Here is a 20908-nt window from a genome sequence, read left to right as displayed (position 1 = left end):
AGCAATTGCTTTTTCGAGTAACACAACATCACATCATTACCCGACACAAGACACCGGGTGTATCCTATTATTATTAAATATAAATATGCCCAATGGATTTCAAACTGCGGCCAACAATGCGGCAGCGTGAAAGGCGGCGGGTAAACATTCTGGATACGCGAGTTGCCGTACTGCGGCAGTCAGCGATGACGGGTCCACGCTGTTTGAGAAGGAGTACCATCAAAATGAAGTCGCAACACGATCCTGGCCGATCCAAATCCCGCCACACCGAGTACTCGCTGATTTTCCCGATCGCCGCCCTGGTCGTCCTGAATCTGTGGAGCAGCACCAGCAACTTTCCTTTGATCGTCGGCATTAACATCATCGCCCTGATAGGTATTCTCAGCAGCGCCTTTAGCGTGGTGCGCCATGCGGACGTGCTGGCTCATCGTTTGGGGGAACCCTACGGCTCGTTGATCCTCAGCCTGTCGGTGGTTATTCTGGAAGTGAGCCTGATTTCAGCGCTGATGGCGACCGGCGACGCGGCCCCTGCGCTGATGCGCGATACGCTTTATTCCATCATCATGATCGTCACCGCCGGGTTGGTAGGCGTTGCGCTGCTGCTCGGCGGGCGCAAATTCGCTACCCAGTACGTTAACCTCGGCGGCATCAAACAGTATTTGATGGCGATTTTCCCGCTGGCGATCATCGTGCTGGTGTTCCCGAGTGCGCTGCCGGGCGGTAACTTCAGTACCGGTCAGGCACTGTTGGTCGCGGTGATTTCTGCCGCCATGTATGGCGTGTTCCTGGTGATCCAGACCAAAACCCACCAAAGCCTGTTCGTGTACGAGCATGAAGATGACGACGGTGACCCGCACCACGGCAAGCCTTCCTCGCACAGCAGCGCCTGGCATGCGGGCTGGCTGGTCGTGCATCTGATTGCGGTGATCGCGGTGACCAAATTCAACGCCAACTCGCTGGAAGGTTTGCTGACCAAAGTGAATGCCCCGGCGCAGTTTACCGGCTTCCTGGTAGCGCTGCTGATCCTGTCGCCGGAAGGTTTGGGTGCCCTGCGGGCGGTGTTGAACAATCAGGTGCAGCGCGCCATGAACCTGTTCTTCGGCTCGGTATTGGCGACCATTTCCCTGACGGTGCCGGCGGTAACCATCATCGCTACCCTCACCGGCCAGACGCTGATCTTCGGCCTGCAGACACCGCATATCGTGGTGATGTTGACGGTCTTGCTGCTGTGCCAGCTGTCGTTCTCCACCGGGCGCACCAACGTGCTAAACGGTACCGCGCACCTGGCGCTGTTTGCCGCCTACATGATGACCATATTTTCCTGAATGACCGAGGGGCGCACTCTGCGCCCCTCTTCTTATACCGCCTTGTACCGCCAGGATTTATACCGCGAAGAAAATGCCCGCCGCGATCCCGCCGAACAGAATCCATTTAATGATGTAATAACCGGTGCGGTTCCACGCCTTTAGCCGTTTCCCCACTTTGCGCACCGCATAAATATACTTGAACAACTTGTTAACGCCGCCGGTGCGATCACCCTCTTCGTTTGGCGCAGTGGCCGCGCTCATCAGATTACGCCCCAGCCAGTGGTTGATGCTCTGCGCCCAGCGATAACGCATCGGCCGCTCGATATCGCAAAACAGAATCAATCGGTTTTGCCCGCTCTGGTTTTCGGCGTAATGCAGATAGGTTTCATCAAACATCACCCCTTCTCCGTCACGCCAGCTGTAACGTTCGCCGTCGACTTCAATAAAACAGCGATCGTCATTGGGCGTGATCAACCCCAGATGGTAACGCAGCGAACCGGCGTAGGGGTCACGGTGACGCGGCAGGCGGCTGCCGTCCGGCAGTTCGGCAAACATCGCCGCCTTGACCGAAGGCAGACTGCGCAGCAGCGCGGTGGTCTGTGGGCACAGGCTCATCGCCGACGGATGGTTGTCTTCATACCATTTCAAATAAAAACGCTTCCAACCGGTTTTGAAGAACGAGTTGAAGCCGGCATCGTTGAATTGATCCGAAGCTTTAATTTGCTGGATCGCCATCAACTGCTGCCCTTCGTCGCGAATGGTTTGCCAATTATCCCGCAGCACCCCCAGTTCGGGAAATTGCTCCGGTTGCAGATAAGGCGTTATCGGCGCGCGCGAGAACAAGTACATAAAAACGTTCAGTGGCGCGGTGAAAGTGGAATGATCGGAAAGCTGCCGCCAGAAGGTATAACGCACCCGGCCGCGATAATGGATATAGACCACACATAAAATAAATAAAATTAAAATAATATATTTCATGACTGAACCGCTGTGAGAAGCCCAACACCTGTGCGCCAAACCGGCGCACAACGCAACTACTTCCGTTTGCCAGGTAAAGGCTGGCGCCAATTTGGAACACCATTAATCATTAACGCTAATGCAACGAAAATCCATACAAAAACCTACAATAATTTACACTCAGGGTTGGCGGGCGGAGATTAGTGGCGGAAAAGAAAAAGGCCGCCGAAGCGGCCTTGTCGTAGCAGGCAGGTTAACTGTAGGCGTTGAGCGTACGCTGGCACAGGGCGGAGCGGACGCAGTCTTGTTTATCAAAGCGGATGATGCCGATCATTTCATCCTCTTCGAAGCGCTCCATCGCATCGCTGAGGCCGGACTTCACGCCGCGCGGTAAATCGCACTGGGTTACGTCACCATTGACGATTACCGTTACGTTCTCACCCAAACGGGTCAGGAACATCTTCATCTGGCTGGCGGTGACGTTCTGGGCTTCATCCAGGATAACGACCGCATTTTCGAAGGTACGCCCGCGCATGTAGGCGAAAGGCGCGATCTCTACCTTGCCGATTTCCGGGCGCAGGCAGTATTGCATAAAGGACGATCCCAAGCGGCGCACCAGAATGTCATACACCGGGCGGAAATAAGGGGCGAACTTCTCAGAAATATCCCCGGGCAAGAAACCGAGGTCTTCATCCGCCTGTAAAACCGGACGCGTAACAATAATCCGATCCACTTCTTTATGTATAAGGGCTTCTGCCGCCTTCGCGGCGCTGATGAATGTTTTGCCGCAGCCGGCTTCGCCGGTGGCAAATATCAACTGCTTTTTATCTATGGCGATTAAGTAATGACCCTGAGCTTCGGTTCTAGCCTCGATGGGAGAGCTATCGCGCTTGTCTCGCGCCATGCCGATAGACTCAACTCCACCCATTTGTACCAGCGAGGTTACGGACTCTTCTTCCAGCTGGCGATGACTACGAGCGTCACGACGAATAACGCGTTTCGCTTCACGACGTGCTTTGATCACTGCTTTTTGTCTCATAGTGGCACCTTACAGTTTGTTTCACCTACCGCAGCAGCCTAGCCGCGCGATTATGTTTCACATACAGATGAGGTTTTGGCTTCCTTCAGAGCCAATAAAAGCCAATAGACGAAGTGAATACGCGGGCGTTGTAGCGCACCGTTTTTTCACGGGAGAACGCGATTGCGTAATTAATTGTGGAGTAAAAAGTGACAAGAACTTGTCATGCCGGGAATGCGGAGTTGCCAGGAAAAGAGAGTCGGAGAGAGAACCCTCGTTACAACGAGAAATCAGAGAAGGTGTATTGTTTTTTCTTTCCAGCCCAACCAAGGACTTTACCATTAGCGATCCCCGCAGTGTTATTTACAGCTTCCGCTGTGCACCTTGTGAAAACTACCGCCAGATGATTACAGTATAATGACATTCAAACCCATCGCGTTACTAAAATGTAAAAATTTTTAATCTTTTTTGTTTTCAGATAGCACCAGAACACTATATCACGCCGTTTACGCCATTCCAGAGAAATTTTATCACCCAGCCAGATCAAATAGTTATGATTAAAAATGCCGGATGACATTTTGGTTTCCTGATTAAATTTTGCACAAACAAAAACCTGCATCTTGCCCCAAAACTTAGCGGTACGCCGATTCTCTTCACCTCTTGCGTTGTACTTTATGGCTAGTCTCGCTAGAGGTTGACACTCTTCAGCCTTCTAACGTCCGATGAGTTTCGCCGCCGTTTTGTAATTTAGCGACGTATGCGGTCGCCCTGTGTTATAGGTTTTCACAGTCTCCTTGACCATTTTCTCACCTGCTCTCTATCCTCATTCCCCTCCTCAGCATCTCTTTCACCCACTCCGCCGGTGCATTCTGATAGCAATCGTATCCATCCATCACCGAACAAGTCATTCCATGCCGCTTATGTCACCCCCGATACCCAAGCTGGGTACTTCGTTGTGAGTAATGAGCCACTCATTGTTCTGTTTTCTGCCCAACAGGCCATCAGGCATACCCTGGGGAAAATTGCGTATGCAGGCTGCCATTAACATAATGAAAATGCAGCAACTTACCTATGCCTAACGATCACGTTGCTAACCCCCCAGTATTTAAGTAGGTCAAATATTTCCACGCCTTATAATAATCAGGCCGTCGCTTCAAATCCATCAAGATAAACCTGCATCGCCTTTGCGATTTTTATTAATCACAGGCGATAAAACCATTTATAATTAAACAACCTAAGATACTTACCTTAATAGCCACCGGAAGCCCCACAAACTCATATTGTCAACCTGATTTCTTAGAGGAAATCATCACCATTTCTGATGAGAAGCCATTAAAATCTCTGGTCCCCTCGGCTAACTACATAACATGATCTTAAAAGTGTGAGTTTTAGCAAACAACTACCCTGTAGAAATTGAAACATGCCTTATCATCCTTTATGTTAACAAGGTAAATGGTGTCTTGAAAATTGTCTTTTTTGCTACAAGTTACCGGTTATCACTAATACATGGAAATTTCAGAGAGGGAAGAATGAGCTATAACACACTCATACTGAAAAAAATTGAAGCCGAGAAATATCTTGCCCAACTACTTAGCAACAGTATCTCCGAAGTAGCTCTCCAGACAGTAAAGCAGGCACAACTCATATCTTCAGGTTTTTCCCGACTTACTTGGTATTCATCGTGTTTTACTGATAATTACCAAGCGGTTTGCTCTAGATTAAAAAAAGAAGACATAAGATTTTCTAAAGCGATAGTACATCTCATTAAACGACAAGATATCGTCAGAGAAATGGTTGAAGTCTTCGTAGGATATATGGTTAATAACCTTTCTGACGAAAGAGTTAGAAATATAGCCCGAATACTCGCCAAGTCTGGCGCAAGTTTTACAGCCTCGACGGTTACAAACCTCTCGTTTCGCTATTCGATTTCTGCCGCTGTTTGCATGGGTATAGGTATTAGGTCTGCCATCGATAGCGCTCTGACAGTGTGGATGGGTAGAGGTGTTATTGCTGCTGGTATATACGGATATGTACAAACTGCGGCAGATTCAGCCGAAAAACTTGCAAGCAGGAAGCCTGTATATCATTCAGCTCTTTACGCTCTTGAGCTAGAAATGCTTTACTTTCTTATAGAGCCAGTTATTACCAAGATTGATACCTTCTCCCAATCATTAAAAACAGATCAGGAGATAGCTTCAGATATCATAAGGATTACGCAGTGAAAAAATTATTTGCCGCATGGTGGCAGGATTTAATTAGAATAATTTCGAGAATATATCTCCCCATCGCCACGACAGTGCTTTTTTCGTTGGTTGCTGTAACTTACTGGGAAAATTATGCACATATTTCCACTGTTATCTTTCTTATCTTGGCATTTGTTGTTAGTGATTTCATCTTTAAAAAAAGGAGTAAATAGTCACTTTTAACATATATATCATATTGATTAGTTACGTTCTCCAAATATTGAGAAAGAAATGTATCAACGCTATCTAGCACGGAGCATCGAGAATAAAAAAGGCGGGAAATCTCCCGCCCTGAAGGACTCAGTTTACTCACCCATCACTGGGCCGAAAATGCCTTTACTCGAAGGAGTAAGAGACGCTCACGCCGCCACCCCAGTTCCTGCCCGGCGCCGGTTCGTAATAACGGCCGTTGCCTTCATTGACGATGACCGAGCCAACGTATTGGCGGTCAAACAGGTTGTCCACGCGGCCGAAAACGTTAAGCATCCAGTTCCCTACCGGATAGCGGTAGCCGGTATTCAACCCCACGGTGGTATAGGACGGTGCCTGTTCGGTGTTTTCATCATTCACCTCGATGTCGCTCATGTAGCGCACCTCCGCGCCGGCATACCAGCCTTCCGGCGGGGCCCAGGCGAAGGAAGCGAACCCCATATTGCGTGCAATACCCGGCATGCGGTTGCCGCTTGGCACCCTATTGGCCGCCGTACACTGGCTGTCACCGCACACGTCATCCCGGTAGCGCGCATCCAGCAGCGTCCAGGCCAGTTGCAGCCGCCAATCGTAGGCAAACTGCTGGTCCAGCGCCAACTCCAGCCCGCGCCGACGGGTTTGCCCGGCATTTTTGTAGCTGGTGCGCCCGTTGCTGCTCTCATCGACGACAATTTCATTCTTGGTGTCGGTCTGGAAAACGGCGGCGGTCAACAGACCGTTGCCGATACGCGTTTTGCTGCCAAACTCCACCGTATCGCTGGTTGCCGGTTTCAGCCCGAAATTAAGCCCACTTTGGTCGCCGGGGCGATAGGACAACTCGTTGATGGTCGGGGTTTCGAAACCGCGACCGGCGGAAAGATACAGGTTCCAGCCGCGGCTGACGGCATAATTGAGGGAGCCTGCCGGCAACCACTGATGGTAGCTGGCGCTGCCGCTGTCATCGCCATTGCTGCCGGTGACGTAGTGATCGTTGGAATCAAAATTAACGGTGCTGTAACGCGCACCGGCATCCAGCGTCAGTTGCGGGGTCAGTTTCCATGAAGTTTGCAGATAAGGGTCCACATTCCACATCAGGTTGCGCTCGTTGCGGCGCAGCGAGCCCTGGGTGCCCAGCTCGGTCACGCCGTTGGACTGGGTAAAGTTTTCATACCCTTTGCGCTGTTCGGTCATGGTTTCATAGTCCAGACCGCCGGTCAGAGTGTAAGGCACCGCCACCAGTTCGCCACGGTGGGTCCAGCGCGTATCAATCCCCTGATAATGGCGCGTCAGGTCAATCACCCCGCCCGGGTGCTGTGCGCTGCGCTGCTGTACCGCGACCGGGATCGACTGGTACTGAGTGGTTTCGCGTTCGCCGGCGTACATCATCACACTCAGGTCATCATTGACGCCCATCTGGCGTTCATAGTGCAATCCGGCCTGGGTTTGCGAGGTGGTTTTGCGCGTATTGTATTGATCGGCTCGCGGTGCCTGCCGTGGGTTGTCGTGCCATTCGGCAGACGTCAGGCCACCGGGATCGTTGGCGTTGATATCCACGCTGTTGAACAGCAGCGTAAGCGTGCTGACATCGTCGATACGCACGCCCAACTTGGCGTTGCCGAGGTTTTTTTGCGCACCGCTGTGGTCGCGGAATCCTTGAGTGGTAAACCGCGTGCCGGAAATGGTGTAGTTAACGTCGCCGGCATGGCTGCCATCCCCGGTTGCCCCGGAGGCTTTGATGCCATTGCGCCAGGTGCCGTAGCTGCCAAAATAGCTGCCCGCTTCAATGCGGTTGGGCTGTTGGCCGGTTTCGGTTTCCACGTTCACCATGCCGCCGGAGGAGTTGCCGTAAAGCGCGGAAAACGGCCCACGCAGCACTTCCACCTTGTCGACCGAGTTCAGGTCGATATTCGAGGTTTGCCCCTGCCCATCCGGCATGGTGGCCGGAATGCCGTCCACATAGATCCGCACGCCGCGCACGCCATACATAGAGCGTGCGCCAAAACCCCGCACCGATAACTGCAAATCTTGCGCATAGTTCTGGCGGTTTTGAATTTGCAGGCCAGGCACGCTGCCCAGGCTTTCAGACAGGTTGATCTGAGGCTTGGCGTCACGGATTTGATCGCCATTCACCACGCTGACGGCGGCGGGCGTCGAGAGTTCGGAAAGGCCGCTGCGTTTGGCGGTCACCACCATGGTCTGTTCCCCCTCGCTGTCTTGCGCATAGCACAATGAAAGGGGCAGTAAGGCGGGAATGACGATGGCGGACGCCAGCGTGTTTTTACGGGTGTTTTTCATCAAGAGAATGCCGTTAAAGGGATCGGGAAATCTGAACCGTCTGGAACAAAATGGCTGGCATGTTAATACTTTTAACAAACAAATGAAAACAGTTAGCCATAATTAAAAACCCGGATTCCCGGTTGCGCAAGGCCACGGAATATTTAAATAAGATCGGTTCGGTGCAGAGGGCCGATGAAAAAAGGCGGGATGAACCCGCCAGATTGAATATGACTACGCTTTCAGCAAACCGCTGCCAAGGTAATCATTGCCGTCTTTCACCCCCGGCAGCGCAAAGAAGTACCCGCCGCCAATCGGCTTCACATACTCTTCCAGCGCCTCGCCGTTCAGGCGTTTTTGCACCGTCAGGAAGCCTTTCTCCAGATCGGCCTGATAACAGACGAACAGCAGCCCCATTTCCAGCTGGCCGGAATTGGACACGCCGATCGAATAGCTGTAACCGCGGCGCAGTAACAGATTGCTCTGGGTTTGCGGTGTGCGCGGGTTCGCCAGGCGGATATGCGCATCCATCGGAATGGTTTTACCCTCGGGATCTTTAGCGTAGTCCGGCTCGTCGTGCTCATGCTTCATGCCGAGCGGCGCGCCGCTGTGCTTTTCACGGCCGAAGATGGTCTGCTGCTCCTGCAACGGCGTGCGGTCCCAGAACTCGACGTGGAAACGGATAATCCGCAGCGCCTGATAGCTGCCGCCTACCGCCCAGGCAGGCTCCCCTGCGTTGTCCGCCACCCACACCACCTGATCCATCAACGGCTTGTCGCCGGTTTTCGGGTTGGCGGTGCCGTCTTTAAAGCCCAGCAGGTTGATCGGCGTTTCTTTGCCTTTGCTGCGCGCGGCGTGAGCGGAAATAAAGCCTTCCCGCTTCCAGCGCACGCTGAGCAAGTCCGGGGAATGCTTGATGATATCGCGCAGCGCGTGGATAACCGTTTCATTGGTGTTGGCGCAAATTTGCAACACCAGATCGCCATGACACAGGCTGGCGTCCAGCGAGTCGTTGGGGAAACGCGTCATCTTTTGCAGCCGCAGCGGTTTTTGCCCCTGCAGGCCAAAACGTTCGTCAAACAGCGAAGTCCCCACCGACACGGTGATGGTCAGGTTGTCCGGATAGATCTCCGGCCCCATGATACCCGAGTCGAGCGGAGGCAGCTTGGGATCAACCTCCGGTGCCTTGCCGCCGCTGGTCAGAAACGCAATGCGGGCAGTCAGCAACCGGAACAGACGCTCCAGATCCTGCTTGTTGCTTGCCAGCACGTCAAAGGCCACCAACATCATCGCGGCCTGCTGCGCGGTGAGGATCCCGCCCTGATGCGCGCCATAGAACGGCTGTTTCTGCCAGCGCTCGTCCTGCGACGTCGCCAGCGGTTCGGTGCCCTTCTCTGCGGCCTGCGTCAAACGGCTGCCGCCCAGCGCCAGAACACCCAGCCCCAGCCCCTGCAGCAAACGACGGCGCGACGGTGACGCCGCGCCTGTTGATTGCGGATGCGGCCCGTTGCCCGGGCCGATCTTGTTACTCATAGTGCTTGCCTCAATCCAGACCCAGTACGCCACGCAGTTGTGACAGGTCTTCCGCCAGGGTAGTGATCGGCCCTTTCATTGCGTTACGATCGGCGTCGGTCAGCTTCTCGTAAGACTCATAGCCGTCTTTGGTTTTGTATTTTGCCAAAATGCCATCAACGGTTTTGAAGTTGGCGTCAATCTTGTCCAGCAAGGGTTTGTTGGCCTTAACCAGCAGCGGGCGCAACAGGTTAACGATTTTCTGCGCACCGTCGACGTTGGCCTGGAAATCCCACAGGTCGGTACGGCTGTAACGGTCTTCTTCACCGCTGATCTTGCTCGCCGCCACTTCCTCGATCAAGCCGGCCGCGCCACCCACCACCTTGCTTGGCGGGAAGGTCAGATCGTTCACGCGCTTTTGCAGTTCAAGGGTATCGTTGTACAGGCGATCGGCGTATTTGCTCATGTCTTTGGTGGTGTTGTCGGCAAACAACGCTTTCTCCAGACGGTGGAAACCGGTGAAGTTCGGATCTTCGGCTTTCTTCTCGTAGTCGTCTTCACGGGCGTCGATGCTGCCGTCCAGATCGGAGAACAGCTCGGCGATCGGCTCAATACGCTCGTAGTGCTGGCGGGTCGGCGCATACAAGTTGCGCGCTTGCGCGATATTGCCGGCTTTTATCGCGTCGGTGAACAGCTTGGTCTGCTTGACCAGCCCTTCCACTTCTTTAGTGACGTAAACCTTGTACTCGGCAATCGGCCCAACCAGATCCAGCGCGTTAGGTTTGCCGTCGGTAGCCGCACCCGCCGTAACGATCAATTTGCCTTTCGGGTTGCTGAGCAGCCCGCAGGTCATATCGTATTCGCCCGCTTCCAGATTGGCGGTCATCTTCTGGGTGAAACCCGGCGCGATGTTTTCGCGCTCTTCCACCACCATCACCCCTTTCAGGATTTCCCATTCCACGTTTTTCTGGCTGGTGTTGTGCACCACAAACTGGGTTTTCCCGGCCGGCACGGTCAGTTGCATCGGCTCGCACTGCTTGTCGTTAACGGTAATCTTCACCTGCGGCACGTCCGCCGCCAGGGCATCGATGCTCAGCGCGAATGCCGGGATAGCCAGTAATGCTGCGTGCAACACCTTGCGGCGGAATAACGGAGTAGACATACAAGATTCCCTATTAAAATTAATGATTGATTTTACGTTGCGCCGAAACCGCTGCCGGTTCCGCACGCTGCGGCAGGAAAAAGAAAATCAGCGCCGGGATCAGATACAGGAAATAGACCGCCACTTCGCTCACCGTCGGCGCTTCCTGGTAACCGAAGATGCCTTCAAGCAGGGTGCCAAACAGCGAATGGGTGGACAGATGGTTGCTGAGATCAAACGCGATATCCTGGAAATGGTTCCACAGCCCGGCTTCGTGGAAAGCGCGGATCGCCCCGGCGGCCAGGCCGGCGGCAACGAACAGGATAAACAGGCTGGTCCATTTGAAGAATTTGGCCAGGTGCAGCTTCACGCCGCCCCAGTAGAGAGCCATGCCGAGCACGATGGCGGCGACCAGGCCGAGCACCGCGCCAATCGGCGCTTCGATGCCGACGTCCTGCTGGAAGGCCGCCAGCAGGAAAAATACCGACTCCAGCCCTTCGCGGGCCACGGCGAAGAATACCATCGCCACCAGCGCCCAGCCCTGGCCTTTGCCGGAATTGAGCGCGCTGTCGATGGCGCCTTCCAGATGCACCTTGACCGATTTGGAGACCTTACGCATCCAAAACACCATATAGGTGAGGATCAACACCGCAATCACCGCGACGATGCCTTCGAACAGTTCCTGCTGTTTCTGCGGGAATTCGCCGGTGGTTTCATTAATGAAGATGCCGAGCGCCAGGCACAGAGCAGCGGCGACAATCACCCCTATCCACACCACGCCTAGCCATTGACCGCGCTGGGTGCGTTTCAGGTAGCTGGCGATCAGGCTGACGATCAGCGCAGCCTCCAGCCCCTCACGGAACATGATAAGGAAGGGAACAAACATAAGTAATAACCCCTAAAAAGGCTTCTGTCGCGAAGCGTCCGCACGCCAGGAATGGCCGCAGCGCTAATGTAAAGAAAAGTAAAACACAACGATAGTGATTATCATTCTGCCAAGAAGAAATACAAGGGGAGCAAGGGTGATTTTTTCTAATCAAATGTCGCGAGGTGTTTCCGGCGGAAGACAGAAACGACGAAGTGAAAATGACAAAGGGCGCATTAAGCGCCCTTCGATACCCGCACTGCGAGAGGGTTAAACCGTTTTGAACTCAGCTTCCGCCTTGTCGAAACGTTCGGTCATGGTGGCAGAAGGCTGGCGGCCCATCAGGCTCACCACCACAATGGCGATGCAGCCGAACAGGAAACCCGGGATGATTTCATACAGATCCAGCCAGGCGAAGTGTTTCCAGACAATCACCGTCGCTGCACCCACCAGCATGCCGGCCAATGCGCCGTTGCGGGTCATGCGTGACCACATCACCGAGATCAAGACTACCGGGCCAAAGGCGGCACCGAAGCCGGCCCAGGCATAGCTTACCAGGCCCAGCACGCGGTTTTCCGGGTTGGCGGCCAACGCGATCGCCACCAGCGCCACGACCAGCACCATGATGCGACCGACCCATACCAACTCGCGTTGGCTGGCACCCTTACGCAGGAAAGCTTTGTACAGGTCTTCGGTAATCGCGCTTGAACACACCAGCAATTGGCAGCTCAGGGTACTCATCACCGCCGCCAGGATCGCCGACAGCAGAATGCCCGCCACCCATGGGTTGAACAAAATCATCGCCAGCTCGATAAACACGCGCTCGCCGTTTTGCGACACGTTGCCCGCCTGATCCGGGTTGTTGGCGAAGTAGGCAATACCGAAGAAACCGACGGCAATGGTGCCCGCCAGGCACAGGATCATCCAGGTCATACTGATGCGACGTGCGCTGCGGATGGTGCGGTGGGAATCCGCCGCCATGAAACGCGCCAGGATGTGCGGCTGGCCGAAGTAACCCAATCCCCAACCCAGCAGCGAAAGGATAGCCACAAAGTTCAGGCCTTTCAGCATGTCGATGTTAGCCGGGTTCTTCGCTTCAATCACCAGCATTGACGTGTCGATACCGCCTACCGCCAGGATCACGAATACCGGTGTCAGGATCAGCGCGAAAATCATCAGGCTGGCCTGCACGGTATCGGTCCAGCTCACCGCCAGGAATCCGCCGATAAAGGTATAAATGATCGTGGCTGCCGCACCGGCCCACAGCGCCGTGCCGTAACTCATGCCAAAGGTGCTTTCAAACAAGCGCGCGCCGGCCACGATGCCGGATGCACAGTAGATGGTGAAGAACACCAGGATAACAATGGCGGAGATCACCCGCAGCAACTTGCTCTTGTCTTCAAAGCGGCTGGTGAAATAATCCGGCAGCGTCAGGGCGTTATTGTTGGCTTCGGTATGCACACGCAGCCGCCCCGCCACCAGTTTCCAGTTGAGGTAAGCGCCGATCGTCAGGCCAATGGCAATCCAGCTTTCCGAGATGCCGGACAGGAAGATGGCGCCCGGCAGGCCCATCAGCAACCAGCCGCTCATATCCGATGCGCCGGCGGAGAGCGCGGTCACCACGCTACCCAGGCTGCGGCCACCCAGAATATAGTCGTCGAAGTTATTGGTTGCCCGGTAGGCAAGTAAGCCGATTAACACCATCCCGAAGATATACACCAGGAAGGTCACCAGCATAGGTGTGCTCATTGTCATGAAATTCTCCACTCTCATTATTATTTCGCGCTGTATTGCGATATTTGCTACTTGCCGATCCGCCGGAACGAGGCGAAATGACGAACAGGCCGCGAGTGAAAATAGTTTCCTCCCGCAATTGTCTGACCGCTGGCTATCCTAGATGACCCGTTCGTTATTCAACAAGATATTTAACAACAAAGTTACACAAAGTTTACCCTGCGTCACATTTAACCGCCTTTACGGTTGCACCATTCACTCCCAAACCAAGTTGCACCTCCCGCAACCCTGCGTTTACCCCTTATATTACTGAGGATAACGCACTCACACAGCCAACCTCTGCACTCTTTGGCAGAGAACCCAGCAAGAATCGTGCCGGTTGCCGATGTTAAAAAATCGATGAAACTCACACTTCGTTCATCGGCCTGATTTAACACGGTTGCACAAAGTTGCAACATGCTGGATATTGTCTGCATTCTTCACACCGCATAACGTACGAACCTATCCCAACAGCCTATGTGGCCCGTAGTTTGTATAGCCTGATGGGATAGGTTCTTTAACACAGGAGTTGGATTGGCATGGGCACTACCACAATGGGCGTGAAGCTCGACGAAGCAACACGCGACCGGATTAAAGACGCGGCACAGCGTATCGATCGCACGCCGCACTGGCTCATCAAGCAGGCCATTTTCAATTACCTCGAGCGTCTCGAGAACGGTTCCGATATTCCTGAAATCCCGGCACTTGCCGCCGCGGCCCAGGCCGAAGCGGACGACATTATGCCGCAAGCGCTGGAAGAGTCCCACCAGCCATTCCTTGAATTTGCAGAACAAATTTTGCCGCAGTCGGTCAACCGGGCCGCCATTACCGCCGCTTATCGTCGCCCGGAGACCGAAGCGGTGCCGATGTTACTCGAACAGGCGCGATTACCTGCCGATCTTGCCAAAGCTACCCATAAGATGGCTTACGACATCGCCGAGAAACTGCGTAACCAAAAGAGTGCAAACGGCCGCGCCGGCATGGTGCAAGGTCTGCTGCAAGAGTTCTCGCTCTCCTCGCAGGAAGGCGTGGCGCTAATGTGCCTGGCGGAAGCCCTGTTGCGCATTCCGGACAAGCCAACTCGCGATGCGCTGATCCGCGACAAAATCAGCAACGGCAACTGGCATTCCCACCTCGGCCGCAGCCCGTCGCTGTTCGTTAACGCCGCCACCTGGGGCCTGCTGTTCACCGGCAAGCTGGTATCGACCCATAACGAAGCCAATCTGTCCCTTTCGCTGAACCGCATCATCGGTAAAAGCGGCGAACCGCTGATCCGCAAAGGCGTGGATATGGCGATGCGTCTGATGGGCGAACAGTTCGTGACCGGCGAAACCATCGCCGAAGCGCTGGCCAACGCGCGCAAGCTTGAAGACAAAGGCTTCCGCTACTCCTACGACATGTTGGGTGAAGCGGCGCTGACCGAAGCCGACGCGCAGGCCTATCTGGTGTCCTACCAGCAGGCTATCCACGCTATCGGCAAAGCCTCTAACGGCCGCGGTATCTATGAAGGCCCAGGCATTTCGATCAAACTCTCCGCCCTGCACCCGCGCTACAGCCGCGCCCAGTACGAGCGCGTGATGGAAGAGCTTTACCCGCGCCTGCTGTCGCTGACCTTGCAGGCACGACAGTATGACATCGGCATTAACATCGACGCCGAAGAAGCCGATCGTCTGGAAATCTCGCTCGATCTGCTGGAGAAGCTGTGTTTTGAACCGCAACTGGCCGGTTGGAATGGCATTGGCTTCGTGATCCAGGCATATCAAAAACGCTGCCCGTTCGCTATCGACGCGGTTATCGACATGGCGCAACGCAGCCGTCGACGCCTGATGATCCGCTTGGTGAAAGGCGCCTATTGGGACAGCGAGATCAAACGCGCCCAAATGGACGGGCTGGAAGGCTATCCGGTATACACCCGCAAGGTCTACACCGACGTGTCTTACCTGGCCTGCGCCCGCAAACTGCTGGCGGTGCCCAACCTGATTTACCCGCAGTTCGCCACCCATAACGCCCACACATTGAGCGCGATCTATCATCTGGCGGGCAACAATTATTATCCGGGTCAGTATGAGTTCCAATGCCTGCACGGCATGGGCGAACCGCTGTATGAGCAAGTGGTGGGCAAAGTGGCCGACGGCAAACTGAACCGCCCTTGCCGCATCTATGCGCCGGTCGGCACCCATGAAACGCTGCTGGCGTATCTGGTGCGCCGCCTGCTGGAAAACGGCGCCAACACCTCGTTCGTTAACCGCATTGCCGACGCCACCCTGCCGCTCGACGAACTGGTCGCCGATCCGGTCACCGCAGTTGAGGCCCTGGCCGCAAGCGAAGGCCAGATTGGGCTGCCGCACCCGCGCATTCCGCTGCCGCGTGAGCTGTATGGCGATAAGCGCACCAACTCCAGCGGCCTGGATCTGTCCAACGAACAACGTCTGGCCTCGCTGTCCAGCGCACTGTTGACCAGCGCTACCCAGCCGTGGCGTGCAGAACCCATTATCGACGCCGAGCTGGATCAGGGCGTGGAACAGCCGGTGATTAACCCGGCCGAGCCGGGCGATGTGGTCGGTTACGTGCGTGAAGCCACCGAAGCGGAAGTCAGCCGGGCGCTCGACGCCGCCGCCGCCGGCCCAATCTGGTTCGCTACCCCACCTTCCGAACGCGCCGCCATTCTTGATCGCGCCGCAGAACTGATGGAAGGCCAGTTGCAAAGCCTGCTGGGCATCCTGGTGCGCGAAGCGGGTAAAACCTTTAACAACGCCATCGCCGAAGTGCGCGAAGCGGTCGATTTCCTGCATTACTACGCCGGCCAGGTGCGCGACGACTTCGCCAACGACAGCCATCGCCCGCTGGGCCCGGTGGTCTGTATCAGCCCGTGGAACTTCCCGCTGGCGATCTTCACCGGCCAGATTGCCGCGGCATTGGCGGCAGGCAACAGCGTGCTGGCCAAACCGGCCGAGCAAACTCCGCTGATTGCCGCACAGGCGGTGCGCATTCTGCTGGAAGCCGGTATTCCCCAAGGCGTGCTGCAACTGCTGCCGGGCCAGGGTGAGAGCGTCGGTTCGGTGCTGGTCAACGACGCCCGCGTGCGCGGCGTGATGTTTACCGGATCCACCGACGTCGCAGGCATCCTGCAACGCAGCATCGCCGGGCGCCTGGATCCGCAGGGCCGACCAACGCCATTGATCGCCGAAACTGGTGGACTGAACGCCATGATCGTCGACTCATCCGCCCTGACCGAACAGGTGGTGACGGACGTGGTCGCCTCGGCCTTCGACAGCGCCGGCCAGCGCTGTTCCGCGCTGCGTATCCTGTGCATTCAGGAAGACGTGGCGGAACATACGCTGCAAATGCTGCGCGGCGCGATGGCCGAATGCCGCATGGGTAACCCGGAACGCCTGTCTACCGACATCGGCCCGGTGATCGACGCCGAAGCCAAAACCGGCATCGAACGTCATATCCAGGCGATGCGCGCCAAGGGCCGCAAAGTCTATCAGGCGGCGAAAGGCAATGCGCAGGATGAGAAAGAGTGGTCACGCGGCACCTTTATCAAGCCGACACTGATCGAACTGGACAGCTTCGACGAGCTGCAAAAAGAGATCTTCGGCCCGGTGCTGCATGTGGTCCGCTTCCAGCGTACCAATCTGGAGTCGCTGGTCGATCAGATCAACGCCGCCGGCTATGGCCTGACGCTGGGCATTCACACCCGCATCGATGAAACCATCGCCCGCGTTACCGACCGCGCCAAAGTGGGCAACCTGTACGTTAACCGCAACATGGTTGGCGCGGTCGTCGGCGTGCAACCCTTCGGTGGCGAAGGCCTGTCCGGCACCGGACCGAAAGCCGGTGGCCCGCTGTATCTCTACCGCCTGCTGGCCAACCGCCCGGACGACGCCGTTCAGCGCACCCTGAACCGCCAGGACGACGAGCGCCCGCTGGAAGCCACCGCGCGGCCGCTGCTGCTCAAAGCCCACCAGGCGCTCGAGCAGTGGGCTGTTGCCGAGAAACACAGCGATCTAGTGCAGTTGGCGCAACGTTACGCCGAACTGGGCCAGGGCGGCACCGTTCGACCGCTGCCGGGCCCGACCGGCGAACGCAACACCTACGCCCTGCTGCCGCGTGAGCGCGTGCTGTGCCTGGCGGACAACGAAGCCGATGCGCTGACTCAACTGGCTGCAGTGCTGGCAGTTGGCAGCAGCGTACTGTGGCCGGAAGCCGAATTGCAGCGCACGCTATACCGCCGCCTGCCGACGGCTGTTCAGGCACAAATCAGCTTCAGCAAGGACTGGCAGCAAGATAAGGTGGAATTCGACGCCGCCATTTACCACGGCGACGCCGATCAGCTGCGTACTCTGTGCGAGCAGATCGCCCAACGCAGCGGCGCAATCGTCTCGGTACAGGGCTTTGCCCACGGTGAAACCAATATCCTGCTGGAACGCCTGCTGATCGAACGTTCGCTCAGCGTCAACACCGCCGCCGCCGGCGGTAACGCCAGCCTGATGACCATCGGTTAACGCTTAAAGAGGGATTGCAGCCGTTTGTCATCCACTCTGCTATCCCCTTCTCAAACCCTGCACCCGTGCAGGGTTTTTTATTGTCTGCACAAAAGCGGCGCGCTAGCGTATTAATCCTGTTGCCATGAAGTGTGTATGGTGTGTATCATAAAGGGACGGTAAGCGCGTGAAAAGTTCAGAACTGATCAGGCTGTTAGAACGAGAAGGTTGGGTTTTAGAGCGGATAAAGGGAAGCCACCATCAGTTTAAACACCCGGGATCTCGTTTGGTGATCACCGTTCCACACCCGCGTAAAGATCTGAAGCCGGGAACGCTGCGCCAGATCATGAAAGATGCCGGGCTGTGCTAACCCGGTACCATGAGTTAACAGGAGAAATTATGTTCTACCCTGCTTATGTACATTCAGACCTCGACGGCAGCGCCAGCGGTTTCTTCCCCGATGTGCCGGGCTGTTATTTTGCCGGCGATACCCTCGATAAAGCCTTTGAAGATGCCAAAGGCGCGCTGGATGCGCATTTCGAACTTCTGAGCGAAGACAACCAGGCCATTCCGCGCCCACAGGCCGTTTCCTTCCATCTGGCACAGGAAAACGACACCCTGAACGGCGGGCAGTGGCTGCTGGTCGATATCAATATGGATAAGTTCGATGGGCGGGCGGAACGTATCAATATCACTCTGCCGCACCGCTTGCTGAACCGCATCGATTCACTGGTGCAGCAGCATCCTGGCTATGGGAGCCGCAGCGCCTTTTTGGCCGCCGCCGCCCGTAATGAATTATTGAAAGTCGGTTAGTCGAGAGTCAGGGGGCAAACGCCCCCCTTTCTCATTGATTCAGAAACTTGTCGAGGAATTGCTGGGTGCGCTGGTGTTGCGGGTTGGCGAACAGTTCTTTGGCCGGGCCCTGTTCAACGATACGCCCGTGGTCCATAAAAATGGCGCGGTCGGCAACGTCGCGGGCAAAACTCATTTCATGCGTCACGATCACCATGGTGCGCTTCTCTTCTGCCAACGAGCGAATGGTGTTGAGCACCTCGCCCACCAGCTCGGGATCGAGCGCGGAAGTGGGTTCATCAAACAGGATCACTTCCGGCTGCATCGCCAGAGCGCGGGCAATGGCCACACGTTGCTGCTGGCCGCCGGAAAGCCGGCGCGGATAAGCGGACTCTTTGCCACTCAGCCCGACTTTGGCCAGCAAAGCACGGGCGCGCTGTTCGGCGCTGGCTTTGCTCTCGCCCTTAACGATGACCGGGCCTTCAATAATGTTCTCCAGCACCGAACGGTGCGGGAACAAGTTGAAGTTTTGGAACACGAAACCCACCTGCTGGCGCAACGCCCGCACCTGTTTTTTCTGTTTGCTCAGCGGCTTTGAACCGTCAATCTGAATATCGCCGACGCGAATGGTGCCGGAATCCGGAACCTCCAGCAGATTAATGCTGCGCAGCAAGGTGGTTTTCCCCGAGCCGCTCGGCCCGATAATCGCCACCACTTCACCGGCGTTAACCTCCAGATCGATCCCGTGCAGCACCGTTTGGCCGTTGAACTGCTTGACCAGTTTTTTTACTTCGATGGCACTCATGCGTTACTCCTGATCCTGGCGGTTAACGTGGGCTTCCAGACGATTTTGCAGTGCCGAAAGCAGGGTCGCCATCACCCAGTAAATCAACGATGCCGCCAGATACAGGGTAAACACTTCCAGCGTACGCGAGGTGATCAACTGCGCCTGACGGAACAGCTCAGGCACCTGAATGGTCGCCGCCAACGAGGTGTCTTTCACCAGGCCGATGAAACTGTTGCCCAGCGGCGGCAAGGCGGTGCGCGCCGCCTGCGGCAGGATCACCCGGCGCAAGGTTTGCCAGCGCGTCATGCCAATGCTGGCTGCGGCTTCCCACTGCCCTTTTTCAATCGACGAAATCGCCGCACGCAGCGTTTCCGAGGTATAGGCTGCGGTGTTAAGCGACAGGCCAATCAGCGCCGCCGGGAAGGGATCAAATTCGATGCCGAACTGCGGCAGGCCGTAGTAAATCATGAACAACTGAGCGATCAATGGCGTGCCGCGAAACAGCGACACATAAATACGCGACAGCCACGACAGCGGCCATAACGGCGAAAGGCGCATCAGCGCCAGCAGAAAACCAAGCAGTAAACCGAGCGCCATGCCCCCCAGACTAAGCTGGAGGGTAAGTATCGCGCCCTTCAATAAAAATGGCGCTGAATCCAGCGCCAGTTGAATACTTTCGTGCATTATTTAGTTACGTCCGCGCCAAACCATTTCTCGGAGATCTTCGCCAGCGTACCGTCTTTTTGCATCTCGGCAATCGCCTGGTCAATCGCTGCCAACAGTTCCGGGTTGTTTTTACGCACCGCGACACCGGACTCCTGACGAGAGAACGCCGGGCCGGCAACCGCCAGCGTATCGCCGGTTTTCTTCACCAGATCCAACGCCGCCAAACGGTCAACCAGAATGGCGTTGATACGGCCAATGCGCAGGTCCTGGTATTTGGTCGGGTCGTCATCATAAGTACGTACGTCAACGCCCTGCACGTTTTCACGCAGCCATTGCTCGTAGTTGGTACCCAGGCCAACGCCGACCTTTTTACCCTTCAGATCTTCCGGCTTGGCAATGGTGCCTTCGTTGCCCTTCTTCACCAACGCCTGAATACCGGACACGGTATAAGGCGTTGAGAAATCATATTTCTTCTTGCGCTCGTCGGAGATCGTCACCTGATTGATCACCACGTCGATGCGTTTCGACTCCAGCGATGCCAGCATACCGTCCCATTTGGTCGGGTTCAGCTTGGCCTTCACGCCGATGTGCTGTGCCAGCGCGTTGGCGAAATCCACTTCGAACCCGGCCAGCTTCCCGTCTTCGCCCTGGAAGCTGAATGGCGGATAGGTGCCTTCCAGCCCGACAATCAGCGTACCGCGCTGCTTAACCTGCTGGAGCAGATTGTCGGCGGCATAGGTTTGTGCGCTTAAACCGGCGGTCAGCGCAACGGTCATCACGCCCAACAGCAATTGACGACGAACTTTGGAAAAGATCATAAACACCCCATATTCTGTTTATCTTTTTTGATATCAGCACTTTACCAGTGCGTCTGACTGCATAAAGGAATATAACTAT

At 55.6% G+C, this 20908-nt stretch carries 15 protein-coding genes; 5 read left to right on the top strand and 10 right to left on the bottom strand.

All coding sequences use genetic code 11. The features are described from left to right. Positions 1 to 224: 224 nt before the first annotated feature. Positions 225 to 1325 (top strand): sodium-potassium/proton antiporter ChaA, encoded by a 1101-nt coding sequence (gene chaA / locus SPL01S_RS18340; protein WP_063201958.1) that lies wholly within the window; start codon positions 225 to 227, stop codon positions 1323 to 1325. Positions 1326 to 1382: 57 nt separating this feature from the next. Here the strand turns inward: chaA and lpxO are convergent, their stop codons facing one another. Both lpxO and phoH read right to left on the bottom strand, forming a co-directional pair. Beyond that, a complete protein-coding gene (lpxO, locus tag SPL01S_RS18335) occupies positions 1383 to 2285 on the bottom strand; it encodes a lipid A hydroxylase LpxO (protein ID WP_063201953.1) in 903 nt (300 codons plus the stop codon). 232 nt (positions 2286 to 2517) lie between these two features. Continuing rightward, positions 2518 to 3303 carry a phosphate starvation-inducible protein PhoH gene (gene phoH, locus SPL01S_RS18330; RefSeq protein ID WP_004945903.1) on the bottom strand — a complete coding sequence of 262 codons (786 nt, stop codon included), beginning with the start codon at positions 3301 to 3303 and terminating at the stop codon, positions 2518 to 2520. Between the two features lie 1508 nt (positions 3304 to 4811). Here phoH and SPL01S_RS18325 point away from each other — a divergent pair. Beyond that, positions 4812 to 5504, top strand: a complete 693-nt coding sequence (locus SPL01S_RS18325) for a hypothetical protein (protein WP_063201949.1) — start codon at positions 4812 to 4814, stop codon at positions 5502 to 5504. Positions 5505 to 5861: 357 nt separating this feature from the next. Here the strand turns inward: SPL01S_RS18325 and pqqU are convergent, their stop codons facing one another. The 5 genes from pqqU to putP all read right to left on the bottom strand — a co-directional run bounded on the left by pqqU (position 5862) and on the right by putP (position 13261). Beyond that, a complete protein-coding gene (pqqU, locus tag SPL01S_RS18315) occupies positions 5862 to 8009 on the bottom strand; it encodes a TonB-dependent receptor PqqU (RefSeq protein ID WP_063201942.1) in 2148 nt (715 codons plus the stop codon). 213 nt (positions 8010 to 8222) lie between these two features. Next, positions 8223 to 9521, bottom strand: a complete 1299-nt coding sequence (efeB, locus tag SPL01S_RS18310; RefSeq protein ID WP_063201938.1) for an iron uptake transporter deferrochelatase/peroxidase subunit — start codon at positions 9519 to 9521, stop codon at positions 8223 to 8225. A 10-nt stretch (positions 9522 to 9531) separates the two neighbouring features. Then, positions 9532 to 10662, bottom strand: coding sequence for an iron uptake system protein EfeO (efeO, locus tag SPL01S_RS18305; RefSeq protein ID WP_063201935.1), 1131 nt, complete (start codon positions 10660 to 10662; stop codon positions 9532 to 9534). Between the two features lie 19 nt (positions 10663 to 10681). Continuing rightward, positions 10682 to 11527 (bottom strand): iron uptake transporter permease EfeU, encoded by an 846-nt coding sequence (efeU, locus tag SPL01S_RS18300; protein WP_006321371.1) that lies wholly within the window; start codon positions 11525 to 11527, stop codon positions 10682 to 10684. A gap of 249 nt (positions 11528 to 11776) precedes the next feature. Continuing rightward, positions 11777 to 13261 carry a sodium/proline symporter PutP gene (gene putP, locus SPL01S_RS18295; protein WP_063201931.1) on the bottom strand — a complete coding sequence of 495 codons (1485 nt, stop codon included), beginning with the start codon at positions 13259 to 13261 and terminating at the stop codon, positions 11777 to 11779. Positions 13262 to 13818: 557 nt separating this feature from the next. On the opposite strand from putP, the gene putA reads away from it, so the two are divergent. From putA to SPL01S_RS18280, 3 genes are all read left to right on the top strand, one after another. After that, entirely contained in the window at positions 13819 to 17787 is a 3969-nt protein-coding gene (gene putA / locus SPL01S_RS18290) for a trifunctional transcriptional regulator/proline dehydrogenase/L-glutamate gamma-semialdehyde dehydrogenase (RefSeq protein WP_063201928.1), read from the top strand. A 166-nt stretch (positions 17788 to 17953) separates the two neighbouring features. Further along, positions 17954 to 18136 carry a type II toxin-antitoxin system HicA family toxin gene (locus SPL01S_RS18285; RefSeq protein ID WP_063201925.1) on the top strand — a complete coding sequence of 61 codons (183 nt, stop codon included), beginning with the start codon at positions 17954 to 17956 and terminating at the stop codon, positions 18134 to 18136. 29 nt (positions 18137 to 18165) lie between these two features. Next, positions 18166 to 18579, top strand: coding sequence for a type II toxin-antitoxin system HicB family antitoxin (locus SPL01S_RS18280; RefSeq protein ID WP_063201920.1), 414 nt, complete (start codon positions 18166 to 18168; stop codon positions 18577 to 18579). 31 nt (positions 18580 to 18610) lie between these two features. Here the strand turns inward: SPL01S_RS18280 and tcyN are convergent, their stop codons facing one another. From tcyN to tcyJ, 3 genes are read right to left on the bottom strand one after another with little or no spacing between them, the layout of a single operon-like run. Then, on the bottom strand, positions 18611 to 19363 hold the full coding sequence (gene tcyN, locus SPL01S_RS18275; RefSeq protein WP_062871168.1) for an L-cystine ABC transporter ATP-binding protein TcyN: 753 nt from the start codon (positions 19361 to 19363) through the stop codon (positions 18611 to 18613). A gap of 3 nt (positions 19364 to 19366) precedes the next feature. Continuing rightward, on the bottom strand, positions 19367 to 20029 hold the full coding sequence (tcyL, locus tag SPL01S_RS18270) for a cystine ABC transporter permease (protein WP_006321381.1): 663 nt from the start codon (positions 20027 to 20029) through the stop codon (positions 19367 to 19369). Further along, positions 20029 to 20829: a cystine ABC transporter substrate-binding protein gene (tcyJ, locus tag SPL01S_RS18265; protein WP_063201917.1), complete on the bottom strand. Its 801-nt coding sequence runs from the start codon at positions 20827 to 20829 to the stop codon at positions 20029 to 20031. The genes tcyL and tcyJ overlap by 1 nt, the downstream gene beginning before the upstream one ends. Between the last annotated feature and the right edge of the window lie 79 nt (positions 20830 to 20908).

The sequence above is a fragment of the Serratia plymuthica NBRC 102599 genome (genome assembly GCF_001590925.1).
Taxonomy (GTDB): Bacteria; Pseudomonadota; Gammaproteobacteria; order Enterobacterales; family Enterobacteriaceae; genus Serratia; species Serratia plymuthica.
This window is presented reverse-complemented; position numbering and strand designations above follow the sequence as displayed.

Coding starts and splice junctions, on each gene's coding strand:
- chaA (WP_063201958.1), top strand. CDS start 225: ATGAAGTCGCAACACGATCCTGGCCGATCCAAATCCCGCCACACCGAG.
- lpxO (WP_063201953.1), bottom strand. CDS start 2,285: ATGAAATATATTATTTTAATTTTATTTATTTTATGTGTGGTCTATATC.
- phoH (WP_004945903.1), bottom strand. CDS start 3,303: ATGAGACAAAAAGCAGTGATCAAAGCACGTCGTGAAGCGAAACGCGTT.
- SPL01S_RS18325 (WP_063201949.1), top strand. CDS start 4,812: ATGAGCTATAACACACTCATACTGAAAAAAATTGAAGCCGAGAAATAT.
- pqqU (WP_063201942.1), bottom strand. CDS start 8,009: ATGAAAAACACCCGTAAAAACACGCTGGCGTCCGCCATCGTCATTCCC.
- efeB (WP_063201938.1), bottom strand. CDS start 9,521: ATGAGTAACAAGATCGGCCCGGGCAACGGGCCGCATCCGCAATCAACA.
- efeO (WP_063201935.1), bottom strand. CDS start 10,662: ATGTCTACTCCGTTATTCCGCCGCAAGGTGTTGCACGCAGCATTACTG.
- efeU (WP_006321371.1), bottom strand. CDS start 11,527: ATGTTTGTTCCCTTCCTTATCATGTTCCGTGAGGGGCTGGAGGCTGCG.
- putP (WP_063201931.1), bottom strand. CDS start 13,261: ATGACAATGAGCACACCTATGCTGGTGACCTTCCTGGTGTATATCTTC.
- putA (WP_063201928.1), top strand. CDS start 13,819: ATGGGCACTACCACAATGGGCGTGAAGCTCGACGAAGCAACACGCGAC.
- SPL01S_RS18280 (WP_063201920.1), top strand. CDS start 18,166: ATGTTCTACCCTGCTTATGTACATTCAGACCTCGACGGCAGCGCCAGC.
- tcyN (WP_062871168.1), bottom strand. CDS start 19,363: ATGAGTGCCATCGAAGTAAAAAAACTGGTCAAGCAGTTCAACGGCCAA.
- tcyL (WP_006321381.1), bottom strand. CDS start 20,029: ATGCACGAAAGTATTCAACTGGCGCTGGATTCAGCGCCATTTTTATTG.
- tcyJ (WP_063201917.1), bottom strand. CDS start 20,829: ATGATCTTTTCCAAAGTTCGTCGTCAATTGCTGTTGGGCGTGATGACC.